Source organism: Streptomyces sp. NPDC096012, assembly GCF_040426375.1.
In the GTDB taxonomy this organism is placed as follows: domain Bacteria; phylum Actinomycetota; class Actinomycetes; order Streptomycetales; family Streptomycetaceae; genus Streptomyces.
Genome location: NZ_JBEOTD010000013.1, coordinates 110,085 through 122,689, shown reverse-complemented (window position 1 = coordinate 122,689; position 12,605 = coordinate 110,085). Strand labels below are relative to the sequence as shown.

Sequence of the window (12,605 nt, the reverse complement as noted above, 5' to 3'; positions counted from 1 at the left end):
GGGAGGCACCCGACGAACGATCGGAACATCGCGGTCCCGATCTTCGGTCCCGCGAGAGACGACCCTAGGCGGAGGCCTTCATGACCCGTCCTCCGTCACCAGTTTGAAGGCGTCCAGGACCCCGTTCATCCGGTCCTCCACGATCTGACGTGACGGACCGACAATCTGCACGTAACCGGCGGATGCGTGGGAGGCCCGCTGATCCGGCAGGTCGTCGCCGATCGTGATGTTCATTCGGCCGTGAACCACCCCGGGCATGGAGAGCAACGTCTCCAGGGGCGTGACCTCGACGACGCGACCGGGCTTGTAGGGGAGCAACAGGTCTCCGGCACAGCGCGGCGTCGAGTATTCCAGCGATGGCACGCGGCCCAGGTATGTGTCGAGTGTCGCAGCCATCATGTCGAAGTTTCGGGCGAACCCATGGTTGGAGGGCAGCTCGCAGCCGGCGAGCCTGGCTCCCACCTCGCTCATGTGGATGCCGCCGTCGTCTGATCGAAAGAACTCCATGTGCAGGTAGCCGTGGTCGATGCGCATACCGTCGACGATGCGCTGAACCAGTTCCTTCTCGTCGATGCCCAGTTCGTTGTCGACGCCGAGGCTGATGGAGCCGTTGATGCCGCCGTAGATGGTCTCCAGCAGCGCGCACGGCGTCCACGAGACGTAGGTGTCGAGGACCCGTCCGTGAGCGACGAGAGCGCACAACTGGTACTCGCGTCCGGTGAGGAACTCCTCCACCATCCACCGCCGTGAGGGAGGCAGTGGAAGGAGCCTCGCGAGATCGTGCTCGTCGTTGAGCTTGTAGGTGTCGATAGACGACCAGCCATCAACCGGCTTGAGGATGAGTGGCCATCCGTGCACGGCAGCGAAGCCGAGGACTTCGTCGCCATCCGCGACCTCGGAGAACTCCGCACAGGGGATGCCGATTTCCCGGAACCGCCGCTTCATTGCGGTCTTGTCCCGGACCCAGGCGACCTGCTCGGCGTCGAGGTGCGGCAGGCCGACGAGGCCGGCGAACCGCTGGGAGATCTCCTGCAGGGGCTCCTGCGGGTTGCAGAAGTGGGCCGGTCGTGCCGGGAGCCCCGCCACCCAAGTGAGGTAGCGTTCGGCCTCCCGCCGGATGTCGGCGTCGGCGGCGATGGTGAACGTGGGGATGTCCGCCGTGCGCAGCAGGTGGTCGGTGGGCAGTGAGGAGAGGTGTTCTTCGAACCTCAGGAGCACGAGGTCGAGATCGCCTCGGCTCAGGACATGATCGGTGAAGGTGCCCGGTCGGCCATCGACGAGCAGGAGACAGGGGCGCATGACTTCTCTCCGGAGAGGACAGAGCGGACGAGGCCGCTGAAGTGGATCTGTTCTTCGGACGAGCACGGGGGCGCGACCGGGATGCTGAACGTCAGGGCCGGTGGGTCCCTGGCCTGGGCAGAAGCCGTCACGGGAAATCGCGCACAAGTCGCCCTCGACGAGGCTCTGGGGGAGGCTGTCGGAGTAGAGCGGCTTGCGGTCTCTGGGGACAGGGAGGTCGGGGAGGAGATACCGATCGAGCGTGAATGTCGGAATGGATCGTTCTTCCGGAAGCCGAAGGTCCGTCGCGGTGTTCGGCGCTCGGCGGTCGGCGCTCGGCGCTCGGCGCTCGGCGCTCGGCGTGACGCTACGCACGTCCAGCTTCGAGTCGCCTTGGCTCACTGTCCCGAAGTGAGCAACCTGGAGTGGTGAAGCTGCAGACTCCTGCGAACTCCTTGGTGCCGACCATGGCACCGTCTGGGTGGACTGCGCCCATGGCCTGGGCGCAGTCCTGAATGACGCGGCGGACGCCGGAAATGCCGACGACCCTGCCGTCGAGATGGACCACGATCACACGCTCGGCGTCGCCCGAGAGCAGGTTGGTATCCGCCAGGGACCTGTCGTCGGCACCGACAGACGGGATCACACCACAGGAGAGCACCGCACTTGCGGCCGCGGCGAACGTCGTCGCCGGGAGGCGGGCCCGGTCTCCCGCCGCCGGCCTCGTCGCGGGCAGGACCGGATGCCGAGCTTGCGTCGCGTTGCCCACGACGGGCACGTGCCGTGCGCCCGACATCTGACAGAAGTCGACCCCTGGCGCAGACGCCGCATTTCATGCACCCGCTCGCGGCACGGATCCCCTACCTCAGCCGATCACTCGGCAGGAGGATGAGCGACGCAGACCGCGCGAAGGGCGAAGGTTCCTTGTCACCGTGAGCTTCTTGAGCCAGCGGTCACGTCCGTCGTACCTCGCGCGGAAGGGACGTCGGCCGTGTACCGCGGTGAAGTTGTCGACGTAGAGGATGTCGCCCGGCTCGAGAACAACCTCATACTCAGAGATCATGAGCTTCTCGCAGATCTCCTTGAGCGCCTCCTCGGCCTCGGGGTCGGTCCCGAAGGTCGTCATGTAGAAGGGGTCAAGTCGCAGGTAGGGCTCGTCGGGGTGACCGAAGAGGACGGCCACGGGCTCCGGATTGTCCCGCAGCTTCTGGATCTCCGACAGTCCGAAATGGGCCCCGTCGTCGGGGGTCTGACCCAGATGCTCGGTGTCGGGATAGATCACGTAACGGGGCTCGGAGAGGATCTTCTTGGCATCTTCGCTGAGCTGGACGTCCCGAATCGAGGCGACCGTCGTGGGGACCCGGTCGAGGTTACGGACGCCGAACAGGCCGACGTAATCGCACCGATGGGGATGGAACGCGTCCTCGGTGTGCCACCCGAGCAGGACGTCACTGCTGTGGCCGCTCTGCTCGTGCTCGACGCCCGGCAGGGGCAGGACGTTCTGAATCAGACTGCCGTTCTGGATGGTCGACCAACCGTAGACCTCGCCGAGGCACATACCGGTAAGCGCGAGGAAGAGTTCCTCTCTCCGCAACGAGTCGGGTTCGGCCCAGCTCGCCGGGGTCGGCTCGATCCCGTCCGGGTCCAGGCGGAAGCCTCGGATCGCGAACGCGCTACCGGTCTCCGCGTTGCGGAAACCGGTCAGCGCCTCGCGCAGACCCGCGGGGACGCCGGCAAGATACCGCCACGCAAGGTCGTACAGGGCACCGGACCTCGGGTCGAGCCCTGCTCCCATGATGTCGTGGATGACAGAGTCGAGCGCCTCGTTGTCTTCTTCGCTCAGCACATGGGTCACGAGCGTCTTGGGGGGCATGCGTGTATCCGCCTCTCTCATTTAACGGCTTTGACGGCGACCATCGAGTCGGCCCACCAGTAGGTGCAGTCACTCGGCGGCGCGAGATCGCGCACCACCTCCACTGAGAACGAGGAGAAATGCCTGAGCAAGCTGCGCTGGTGGGAGCGTCCGACGGTGTCGATCTCGTTGGTGTAGTAGGAGAAGACGCCTCCGGTCCGAAGATGGGCGGCGGCCGCCTCGAAGAAGTTCTCCGCGTAGTTGGTGCTGTGCACGACCGTGTCGCGGTACTCGCGCTCGTTGGTCGGATAGGTGTCGAAGAAGATCGCGTCGAACTGCCCGAGCTGGTCGATCACCTCGTCCCAGAATCCGCGAACCAGCCGGATGTCGCGGTCCGGGTAGCCTTCGCGCCACTGTTGGAAGGCGACGATGACGTCTTCGTTCGGCTCGATGATCGTGTGGGAAGCCGCTCCGAACTCCTGGATGAAGGTGGCCGAGATTCCCATGCCGAAGCCCACCTCCAGCACATGCCCTCGACTCTCGGTGACGTGGGCCGCCATGGCCCGCATCAGCGGGCGCTCCCAGTCCTGCATGACCTCTTGGCCCTCGATGACCAGCTGCGAGGGCGTGTATCGAGCTCCGCTCCGATCCCACGACCCATTGATGACAGGTCGGTCGACGCCGCGTGTCTGCGACGCGACGAGCCGGTCGAGATGTTCCAGATCCGACTGGAATTCACTGAGAGAACGTTCCAGCATCCAGGTGCGACGGTGACCGATCGGCGTCCCGAGGAATTCCGGATCGCTGACCGAGACCGTCACGTCGAACGCTGCGGAACGTGTCTTGAAGGTCTCCTTGGCGGCGGATCGGGCAGAGTCGCGCCGTACCAGGTCCTCCACGAGCTCCGTGAGATCCGACAGACGGCTGTGCTCCATGAGTTGACGCAGCGGAACCCGGACTCCGAACACCGCGCCGATTCGCGCACTGAGACGTGAGATCTTCAGCGAATCGCCACCAAGATCGAAGAAGTCATCTTTCCCAGTGGCTGGGGCAGTGCCCAGCAGCGACTCCCAGATGTCCGAGAGCTCGGCTTCGGTCTGAGAGAAGGACCGGGCCTCCTTCGGGTCGGCGACGATACGCCCGGCAGCAGGCAGCGCCGCCCGGTCGACCTTGCCCCCAGGCGTGAACGGCAGCACGTCGAGTGTTGCCCACTTCGCCGGGACCATGTGGTCCGGGAGCCGCTTCCGGAGGTCCTCGGCGAGCTCCCGCACATCCACCTCTCCCACGACGTAGGCCGTGATCGCGACCTCGTCGTGGTCCCTTTCGGCTTGAGCGTGGGCCGCGCGGACGCCCGGATGAGTACGCAGAGCGTGCTCTACCTCGCCGAGCTCGACCCGGAAGCCACGGATCTTGACCTGGCTGTCCCGTCTGCCGTGAAACTCGAGGACACCATCCGACCGCCTGCGGACCATGTCCCCGGTCCGATACATGCGCGTACCGGAGTCACCCGCGAACGGGTCGTGCAGAAAGCGGGCGGCGGTCTCCTCGGCGCGGTTCAGATAGCCGGCGGCGACTCGCGGCCCGGAAATGAACAGTTCCCCGACAGCACCGTCCTCGACGGGGTGCAGCTGTTCGTCCAGCACATGGACACGGGTTCCGGGGAGCGGCGACCCGATCGGGACCGACACTGACGGGTCCTTCCCCTCGGCCATCGCCGGAGTGACCGGGTACACCGTGGCGGTGACCGTGCCCTCGGTGGGCCCGTAGCAGCAGATGACATCCGCCGGAACGTCTTTGGCGAACCACTCTTGGAGGTCCCCGTAGCGGATGACGTCATTGCCGATGTTCAGCAGCCGCAGGGTGCGCAGCCGGGGATCGCGGCGTTCGACATGGGCGAGCGTCTCGCGGAAGTAGGCCGGAGAGATGTCGACCACCGTGATGCCCAGCTCCGCGATCTTGTCGGGGATCTCCTGCGGCATCCAGAAATCGGCGTCGGGCAGGACAAGCGTGGCCCCGCTGAGGACCGCGAGGCCGATCTGCTCGAGTGACACATCGAAGACCGGGCCTGCCAGCATCAGGATCCGATCGCCGGAGCTGCAACCGTAGACGTCCAGGACCCTCGTCAGATGGTGGAGGAACGCCTCGTGGCTGACCATCACGCCCTTGGGCGTACCGGTTGAGCCCGAAGTGTGGATGATGTAGGCGAGATCACGCGTGTCAGGCCCCGCCGCCGCGATCGCCGACAGACGTTCGATGCTCAGGCCTCGACCGATGAGAACGTGGACCTGTGCGGCTTCGACGATCGACTCCCTGCGCTCGGCCGGCTGGTCCGGATCGATCGGGACGTGGGTCCCGCCGGCCCGGAAGATTGCCAGGAGCGCCACGAAGTGGTCGATCGAGCGCGGGATCTCCACCGCGACCCGTGCTCGATGCGCGACGCCCAGGTCCCGCAAACGGATCGCGAGCCGCGTCACCTGTTCGTTGAGCTCGGCGTAGGTCAGCACGGCATCGCCATGCCGGATGGCCGGCGCGTCGGGTGTGAGCAGAGCGTACTTCGCCAGGTGGTCGGCGAGGGTCCTGGGGACCGGCTGCTCCGGGCCGTCCAGGGGTGGTGCGCCACGTTGATCAGCGTCTGCCATCGTCCGGCGCTCAACATGTGCATGAAGGGCTGACAATCGAGACCCTCCTCCGTATCTCCTGTGGTCCAGCGGCAGCGATCGAGCCCCTGCCACAGTTCCGCTTCAGCCGTCAGGAGCCCCCGGCCCGCAAAGCTGGGAGATCCTCGGCCCCTGAGATGATGTTGCTGCAGTCGCCAAAACGTTGTCAACACTTTGGCAACTGATCTTGCCTAGGATGTGCCTGAAGGTGCCATAGAATTGACGAAACCCTCCTTCCGGTGTCATCTGACACTGGTAGGAGGGCGGCGCCGGCGCAGCCGGTTCGCGTACTTCTGGCCGAACTGCGCACCCCACCGGCGGTGATCCTCGTACGAGACTTCGATGCCGCGCTCGAGCATCGGTTTCACGACTTCGCCGGAGGGGAGCGGGAAGCGGAAGTCACAGCCACGCGTAGGGGGAGATGATCTCGACCGGGTAGCGGTGACCCCTGTACGACGGCGCTGTCGAGCATCAGCTGGAACTGCGGGTCGTGGATGGCCGCGTCTGCGACGGAGCGTTGTTGCACGAGCTCAGGACGATTTCGGCGGGGCGGACCTCGCGCGGCTGGATCAGCTTGTCTCTGGGCCTGTCGCAGGTGGGGCCGTAGGCTCAGGCCGGGCCGGGAAGCCCTGGGGCGCACGGGGTGGTCTCGTTCGAGCCGGACGGGGTGAAGCCGGCGAGGTCGATCGATTCGTCCTTGCCAAGCCCGCAGGGCGGCCCGCAGCGGGTCGAGGGTGAGGCGCTCGTACAGTCCGGCGATCACTGGGGAACGCGCGGAAGTGGGCCCGGCTGCGCCCGAAGTACTCCCGTCCCGCCACCGCTGGGGGTGTCGCCGTCCTTCGTCGTGCCCCGACGGCGAACCCGTCCGCCGGGCCGACATCCATACGGCCCTCCGCCACACCCGTGGTCCGATCTCCTCGTCCGGCGCCCGGCGTCGCGCGCCGGGCTCGTCGAAGAGCGCGGCTGAGAGTTCTCGTCGAGCCACTCCTCGGCCGGCGGCGCGATCAGTCCCGCGAGCCCCGCGGGCGGGATGCCGGGGGCTCCGGGAGGCTGGGGGCGGCCTGTCTCTCCGAGGCCCAGGCCAGGGTCTCGGCCAGCGTGCGCCAGATCTCAGAGGCCAGGTGGACGTTGGAGGCGCTCTGAGCCTCCTGGGCGAGTTCCTCGATACGGCGGACGCCGGCTTCGCGGTCGCCCTCGAGGATGCGGATCTGCTGGGCGAGGACCTCAAGCCGGATCCGGTCGCGGAAGGTCAGCTGCGGCAGGGCGTCTGTGAGCTGTTCGCACAGCATCTTGGCCTGCGCCAAGTCCCGTTGGTGAAAGGCGAGATGGGCCTTGATGACGAGAAGCTCCTGGCGGTGCAGCGGGCCCCCGAAGAGACTCAAGGCGCGTTCGGCCTCGGCCAGCCACTGTTGGGCCTCGGTCACCCGGCGCGGGGTCATCTGCAGGTACAGGGAAGAGGCGGCCAGCCGCAGCCGCAGCACCAGGTCGACGTGGCTGGGCAGTTCGGCCAGGGCCCGCTGCAACAGCTCGACGGCACCCGGGTAGTCGCCCTGCCGGATGCGCACGTTGGCGGCCGACCACAGGGCCTCGGCGCGCAGCACGGGGGGCAGGACGTCGATCGGTTCCAGCAGCTGGTCAGCGAGCCGGCGCGCCTCCGTGATCAGGCCCGACTCCGCCTCGACCGAGACGAGCACCAGTTGGGCGCGGATGGTGTCCGCCACGGGGACGGCCCCCTTGTCGGCCGTGACGAGGGCGGTCTGGGCGACGGCGCGGGCCTCGTCGATGTCACCGACGGCACGCAGGCAGCGGGCGAGGAGAGTGCGGGAGCGCACCTGGAGGGTGGCCACCTCCAGGCGGTCGCTGAGTTCAGTGAGTTCGCGTGCCGCGGCGACTTCGTCCTGGCGTTTGCCCTGCTTGGCGTGCAGCTGGACCAGCTTCCACAGGGACAGCCAGCGCAGGGAGAGGTCCTCGCCGCTATCCGCCTGGACGGCCTCGCCGAGCAGGCGGATGGCGTCGTCGACATCATCCGAGGAACTGGCGGAGGCGAGGGCCTGACCCAGCAGCGAGGTGTGGACGCCCTGGAAAACGGACGCGGGCACGCCCAGTCGCCGGGTGAGGTGGTCGAGTACCATAGCGGTCGGGCGCCGGGCCCCGGACTCCAGGCGTGACAGATACGCGGTGGACATGCCCCCCTCGGCAACCTCGGCCTGGGACAGGCCCCGCTCCTGCCGGAGGGTCTTCAATAGCTGTCCGAACCCGGGTTGTTCGAGCACTTAGCCATCCCTCAGCCTGTGGGTCCCGTGAATGGGGCCATTTTCGGTGCGGGACACAGGGTTGTCAACTCTTGTCAAACATGTGCCGGTGAGGGGACGGCGACCCGCAAACCGGCCGGGCACCGGGACTGCGGACCGCGCAAGCCCCGCCCGGACACCGCTTCCGCCCGGCGTGGGACGCCGCACGGCGGCCCGCCGCTTCCAGGGCGGAACGCAGAGCGGTCCCGTCGCGGCGATCGGGGGCCGGCCTCGGATGTCCGGCGCCCGCCGCCGGGTCACGAGCAATGACCCAGCCGCCCACCACTCAGGCCACAGCCCGCCGCACCGGACGCTCCGCGCAGGTCAGCCCGTCACCGCAGACGCCCTGCAGGTCGACGCCGGTCGCCGCGACCCGTGACGCACAGGGCGCCAACCCTCGCCGCGACCGGGCGCCCCGAAGGTTACGGCCAGTCGATGCGGTCCGCCGCGGCGGCCGTGGCGGACTGCGGGCGGTCGCCGTGCAGCGGCCAGTCGATGCTCGCGTGCGCGGCCCGGACCGTACGGCCCTCGGTGCCGACGTGGACGGCGGCCGCCCCGAGTGCGAGGACGGCGGCCGACAGAACGGCGGTGGTAGCGCGACGACGGGCGATCTTCATGAGTCTTCCCCCGGGAAGTTGAGTCTGGTGGCGCCTGTAGGCCCACCGGGCAGGTGTGCGGTCGGACCGGCCCGGAACGGTCAGTTCCCGGAAGCCGGCGGCGGCCGCTCGGTCAGTTTGAAGCTAGATCACTTGCCAATATTTGACAAGCCTCAATGAATTATTGACACGCCTGTCCGGCCGCACCTAGCGTCCTGTCACGAACGAGAGAGCCGCGGTGATGCCGAGGCCCTGCCATGTCCCTGATGTCTCGACGCCCGCCGCAGCGGGCGCGCGGCGACGACAGGGCGTGTGGTCCCGCGGCAGACGGCGACCCACGATGCGGAGTCCCATGGCACCGACCGCTGGCTGAAGAAGACGCCGCCCACCCGCTACCTGCGCAAGTCCCGTGCCATGCGGGACCTTTCGGCCGGACGGCACCTGGTGTGAACAGCGACCGCAGCCCAGCGACCCAGACCAAGGTGATCACACGGTGACAGCCCTGACACACACGCCCCTGCCCACGACCGAGCCGGCCCAGGCCGGTTCTCCCCTCATCCGCGCGGCCGGCGAGGACGACCGAGACTTCCTCAGGTCCCTCTTCACCAGCACGCTCAGCCCGTTCTACGACGGTGACCACGTCGCGCACGCCGATCGCATCCTCGATGCGCACCTCGCCTCCGGACGCGACCCGTTCGGCCACTTCTCCCAGTCCCAGCGCACCTTCATGCTGTGTTCGGACGACACACCCGACGCCGAGCGGCTGGGTGTGCTGCACCTGGTGGTCAAGCGCCAGGGCACGGTGAAGATCAGTCCGCTGATCCTCGTGCCGGAGCATCGCAGCCGCTCCAGACTCGGCACCACGCTGTTGCGCGCGGCGGAGGACTTCGCCCGCGAGGCCGGCGCCCGGCAGCTCTACTGCACGGTCGCCGCCGCCAACACCGCCGCGATCGACTTCTTCCTCTGGCATGGCTTCGTGCTGGCGGGCGGCGCGCCCGGCCAGTACAAGTCGGACAGCACCGAGCACATGCTCTACAAGGACCTGACCCTGCGCACGGAGCCCGCCGGGGACGACCACAGCGGCGCCGTGAGCGACGCCCGCATCCGCCTGTTCCGGCCACAGGACGCGCCCGGGCTGCGTGAGCTCGTGCTGCGCGCGATGCAGCCCGCGTACCGCGGTGTGAACGCGGGCTGGGTGGACGCGCTGATCGCCGGGCACGACCGGCGCTACCACGGTGATCTCAACCAGAAGTTCAAGATCATCCACGTGGCGGTGGACGAGACGAACACCGTGTGCGGAGTGGCCGCCGCCGGCCCGAAGAAGGGCCTGTCCGTCAAGCTGATGCCGCTGTGCGCGGACCATCCGGTCGTCCTCGCCCAGCTCCTGGACCGGCTGCCCGACTTGCACCGCGGGCTCGGTCGCAAGCTCTACACCCACCAGCCACCGGATCCCGTCATCACCACGCTCATGCAGAGCCGCGGCTGGTCCCTGGAGGGCCTGATGCCGGCCGCGTACCACCCCGACACCTGCATCGTTCAATGGGGCCTGACGCTGCCCGCAGCGCCGCTCCACACCGGAGACGCACATGAGTGACCTGGACCAGTACGCCGTCGAACTGCACTCCTTCGTAGTCGCACGCGGCTGGGACGCCTTCCAGAACCCCAAGAACCTGGCGATGGCCCTCGGCGGCGAAAGCGGGGAACTGCTGGCGCTTCTGCAGTGGCTCACCCCGGAGGAGGCCGCGGCACGTCCCTTCGAGGACCCCGAGTTCCGCCGCGAACTCGCCCACGAGCTGGCCGACATCCTCAACTACCTGCTGCGCTTGTCCCGTTCGGCCGGTATCGACCTGCTCGCGGCCGCGCGCGAGAAACTCGCCCTCAACGAGCAGCGTTACCCGGTGGAGCTGGCACGCGGTAACGCCCTGAAGTACGACCGGCTGACCGAGGCGGGTGAGCAGGCATGAGCGGCACCACTCCCCTGCCCCATACGTCCGCCGCCGCGGCGCACACCGCGGCCGGCCGGCGCATCGGCGACGGCCTCACCGGTGGCCTGCGTGTCTTTCTCGCCGCGCCGTTCGTGCAGTTCATCGATCCGGCCGATGGCGTGGTCCGTCCGCAGTGGCGGCAGCGGCTGTCGGCTTTGCGTGGTGCACTTCTCGACGCCGGGCACGCAGTCTTCAACGCCCACCACAACGAGGGGTGGGGCGAGTGGGGTCTGCCCCCACAGGAGTGCGTCCCCTCCGACTTCCGCGCGATGCAGTGCGCCGACCTGGTGCTCGCCTACCCGGGGACACCGCCCTCCACGGGCGTCGCGCTCGAACTGGGCTGGGCCTCCGCCCTGCGCAAGCCCGTCGCCCTGCTGCTCGACCCCGGCACCACCTACAGCCCGATGATTTCGGCACTCGGCGAGATCTCCCCGGTGCTGCGGCTGCCGTTCGACGGCAGCTGGTCCGCGCAGTGCCTCGACCGCGCGGTCCGCACCACCCTGGACTGGGCCACCGGTCTCGGTGTCCGCCCGGGACCGTGGAGCGCACCGGAGCTGGACCCGGCCCTGGCCTACCACCGGCACACGACGGGCCGCCCCGGCAGGCCCGCGGCGGAGCCGGCCGCTGCGGAAACCGTGGTGCCGGCATGACGACTTTTCCGCGGACACTCGCCACGGCTGCCGGCCGCACCAAGTCGCCCACCACCGTGACCGTCGCCCTTTGCGGTGTCGAGTTCGGCTGGGGCAGCGCCGGAAAGCTCGGTGCGATCGTGCACGCGCTGCGGGCGGAGCTCGGCGACTGCGTGCGTTTCGTCGGGCTCGGCTCGCGGCTCGGCCGCGAGATCGTGCGCGGCCACGGTGTCGAAGAGTGGCACGACGTCGACCTCGGGGATACGCGGGCGCTGCGCGCCCTGGTGGACGAGCGGTCCCTGGACGCCGCCGTGTGTGTCCTGGACCGGACCGCTGCGGTGGCGCTGGAGGACGCGGGTTGCCCCGTCGTGTTCGTCGACAGCCTGCCGTTCCTGTGGACGAAGGACGATCTGGACAGCCTGCCGCTGCGAGCCAGCGCCTACTGCGCGCAGCTGGTTCCCGGGCTGCCGGGTCCGGCCTGGCCCGTGCTGGCCCGTGTGGAGAACCTGCGCTGGGTCGAGTCGGTGGTCGTCCCCGGGCCGGTTCGGACAGGACGCGAGATGCGGCGGGCCGGCGAACGCCACGCGGTGGTCAGCCTGGGCGGCCTGCTGTCACCGCTGCTGGACGATCCCTCCGCCTACCTGTCCCTGACGGTGCCGGCCGCGCTTGACGCTCTCGCCGCGTGGGGCACCCGGCAGGTCACGCTGTGCGGCAACGTGCCCGAGGGGGTGTTCGACGGCATCACCGTTCCGGCGGGCCTCGACGTACGAAGCGGCGCCCTCGACCACCAGGGCTTCCTGACCGAGATCGCTGAGGCCGACGTCCTGCTCACCTCCCCCGGTCTGACCACGCTGCTGGAGACCAGCACTCGCGGGGTGCCCGTGGTGTGCCTGCCCCCGCAGAACATCAGCCAGATCCTCAACGCCTCCTTCTACGCGCAGGCCACCGAGGCGCCGGTCGCCGAGTGGCCCGAGGAAGTGTTCTGCGCCCAGGAGGTGCTCGACGCCCGCCTGGTCACGGCACCCCGTGACGTCGCGGACGGCGATGGATCGCCCGGCGAGGACGCCGCCCTGGAACTGATCTACGGCGGGATCGCGCGCGCCGCCCGCACCCCCGCGCCGGTCCGCGCGGCCCTGACCGAGCGCATCGGCGCCTGCCTCGACGCGGTTGAGCGGCATCAAGGCCAATGGTCCGCCCTGGCCCGGCTGGTCGGCACCGGCGGCGCGGCCCAGGTCACCGACATCGTGCTGGCCACCGCGGCTCGCCGCGGCACCCGTCACCACCCCGCCGACCTCCCTTCCTGAAAGGCTGACCGAT

12 protein-coding genes and 1 pseudogene are annotated in these 12,605 nt (G+C 68.6%); 6 read left to right on the top strand and 7 right to left on the bottom strand.

The window, feature by feature from the left end; genetic code table 11:
- Positions 1-78: 78 nt before the first annotated feature.
- Positions 79-1,218: an ATP-grasp domain-containing protein gene (locus tag ABVB68_RS15835; RefSeq protein ID WP_353601702.1), complete on the bottom strand. Its 1,140-nt coding sequence runs from the start codon at positions 1,216-1,218 to the stop codon at positions 79-81.
- Between ABVB68_RS15835 and ABVB68_RS15830 the strand changes: the two genes are divergently transcribed.
- Positions 1,195-1,710, top strand: coding sequence for a hypothetical protein (locus tag ABVB68_RS15830; protein ID WP_353601703.1), 516 nt, complete (start codon positions 1,195-1,197; stop codon positions 1,708-1,710). The two genes, ABVB68_RS15835 and ABVB68_RS15830, sit on opposite strands and share 24 nt — an antisense overlap.
- Here ABVB68_RS15830 and ABVB68_RS15825 read toward each other — a convergent pair.
- The 6 genes and pseudogenes from ABVB68_RS15825 to ABVB68_RS15805 form a co-directional block, all read right to left on the bottom strand.
- A complete protein-coding gene (locus ABVB68_RS15825; protein ID WP_353601655.1) occupies positions 1,646-2,074 on the bottom strand; it encodes a DegT/DnrJ/EryC1/StrS family aminotransferase in 429 nt (142 codons plus the stop codon). The two genes, ABVB68_RS15830 and ABVB68_RS15825, sit on opposite strands and share 65 nt — an antisense overlap.
- A 69-nt stretch (positions 2,075-2,143) precedes the next feature.
- On the bottom strand, positions 2,144-3,151 hold the full coding sequence (gene gntD / locus ABVB68_RS15820) for a guanitoxin biosynthesis L-enduracididine beta-hydroxylase GntD (RefSeq protein ID WP_353601654.1): 1,008 nt from the start codon (positions 3,149-3,151) through the stop codon (positions 2,144-2,146).
- Positions 3,152-3,168: 17 nt separating this feature from the next.
- Entirely contained in the window at positions 3,169-5,769 is a 2,601-nt protein-coding gene (locus ABVB68_RS15815) for an amino acid adenylation domain-containing protein (protein WP_353601653.1), read from the bottom strand.
- 278 nt (positions 5,770-6,047) lie between these two features.
- A pseudogene (locus ABVB68_RS36905) lies at positions 6,048-6,213 on the bottom strand (IS6 family transposase); the annotation flags it as partial.
- A 578-nt stretch (positions 6,214-6,791) separates the two neighbouring features.
- A complete protein-coding gene (locus ABVB68_RS15810) occupies positions 6,792-8,060 on the bottom strand; it encodes a helix-turn-helix domain-containing protein (RefSeq protein ID WP_353601652.1) in 1,269 nt (422 codons plus the stop codon).
- 440 nt (positions 8,061-8,500) lie between these two features.
- Positions 8,501-8,695, bottom strand: coding sequence for a hypothetical protein (locus tag ABVB68_RS15805; RefSeq protein ID WP_353601651.1), 195 nt, complete (start codon positions 8,693-8,695; stop codon positions 8,501-8,503).
- Between the two features lie 291 nt (positions 8,696-8,986).
- Between ABVB68_RS15805 and ABVB68_RS15800 the strand changes: the two genes are divergently transcribed.
- Genes ABVB68_RS15800 through ABVB68_RS15780 form a run of 5 tightly spaced genes read left to right on the top strand, consistent with a single transcriptional unit; the run spans position 8,987 to position 12,592 of the window.
- Complete coding sequence (locus tag ABVB68_RS15800; protein ID WP_353601650.1) at positions 8,987-9,124, top strand: hypothetical protein; 138 nt, start codon at positions 8,987-8,989, stop codon at positions 9,122-9,124.
- A 43-nt stretch (positions 9,125-9,167) separates the two neighbouring features.
- A complete protein-coding gene (locus ABVB68_RS15795; protein ID WP_353601649.1) occupies positions 9,168-10,268 on the top strand; it encodes a GNAT family N-acetyltransferase in 1,101 nt (366 codons plus the stop codon).
- A complete protein-coding gene (locus tag ABVB68_RS15790; RefSeq protein WP_353601648.1) occupies positions 10,261-10,638 on the top strand; it encodes a nucleotide pyrophosphohydrolase in 378 nt (125 codons plus the stop codon). The genes ABVB68_RS15795 and ABVB68_RS15790 overlap by 8 nt, the downstream gene beginning before the upstream one ends.
- Positions 10,635-11,309 carry a hypothetical protein gene (locus ABVB68_RS15785; RefSeq protein WP_353601647.1) on the top strand — a complete coding sequence of 225 codons (675 nt, stop codon included), beginning with the start codon at positions 10,635-10,637 and terminating at the stop codon, positions 11,307-11,309. The genes ABVB68_RS15790 and ABVB68_RS15785 overlap by 4 nt, the downstream gene beginning before the upstream one ends.
- The gene (locus tag ABVB68_RS15780; RefSeq protein WP_353601646.1) at positions 11,306-12,592 is read left to right on the top strand and encodes a hydroxymethylcytosylglucuronate/cytosylglucuronate synthase; all 1,287 of its coding nucleotides are present in this window, start codon (positions 11,306-11,308) and stop codon (positions 12,590-12,592) included. The genes ABVB68_RS15785 and ABVB68_RS15780 overlap by 4 nt, the downstream gene beginning before the upstream one ends.
- Positions 12,593-12,605: the final 13 nt, after the last annotated feature.

Coding starts and splice junctions, on each gene's coding strand:
- gntD (WP_353601654.1), bottom strand. CDS start 3,151: ATGCCCCCCAAGACGCTCGTGACCCATGTGCTGAGCGAAGAAGACAAC.
- ABVB68_RS15790 (WP_353601648.1), top strand. CDS start 10,261: ATGAGTGACCTGGACCAGTACGCCGTCGAACTGCACTCCTTCGTAGTC.
- ABVB68_RS15815 (WP_353601653.1), bottom strand. CDS start 5,769: ATGGCAGACGCTGATCAACGTGGCGCACCACCCCTGGACGGCCCGGAG.
- ABVB68_RS15825 (WP_353601655.1), bottom strand. CDS start 2,074: ATGTCGGGCGCACGGCACGTGCCCGTCGTGGGCAACGCGACGCAAGCT.
- ABVB68_RS15785 (WP_353601647.1), top strand. CDS start 10,635: ATGAGCGGCACCACTCCCCTGCCCCATACGTCCGCCGCCGCGGCGCAC.
- ABVB68_RS15805 (WP_353601651.1), bottom strand. CDS start 8,695: ATGAAGATCGCCCGTCGTCGCGCTACCACCGCCGTTCTGTCGGCCGCC.
- ABVB68_RS15780 (WP_353601646.1), top strand. CDS start 11,306: ATGACGACTTTTCCGCGGACACTCGCCACGGCTGCCGGCCGCACCAAG.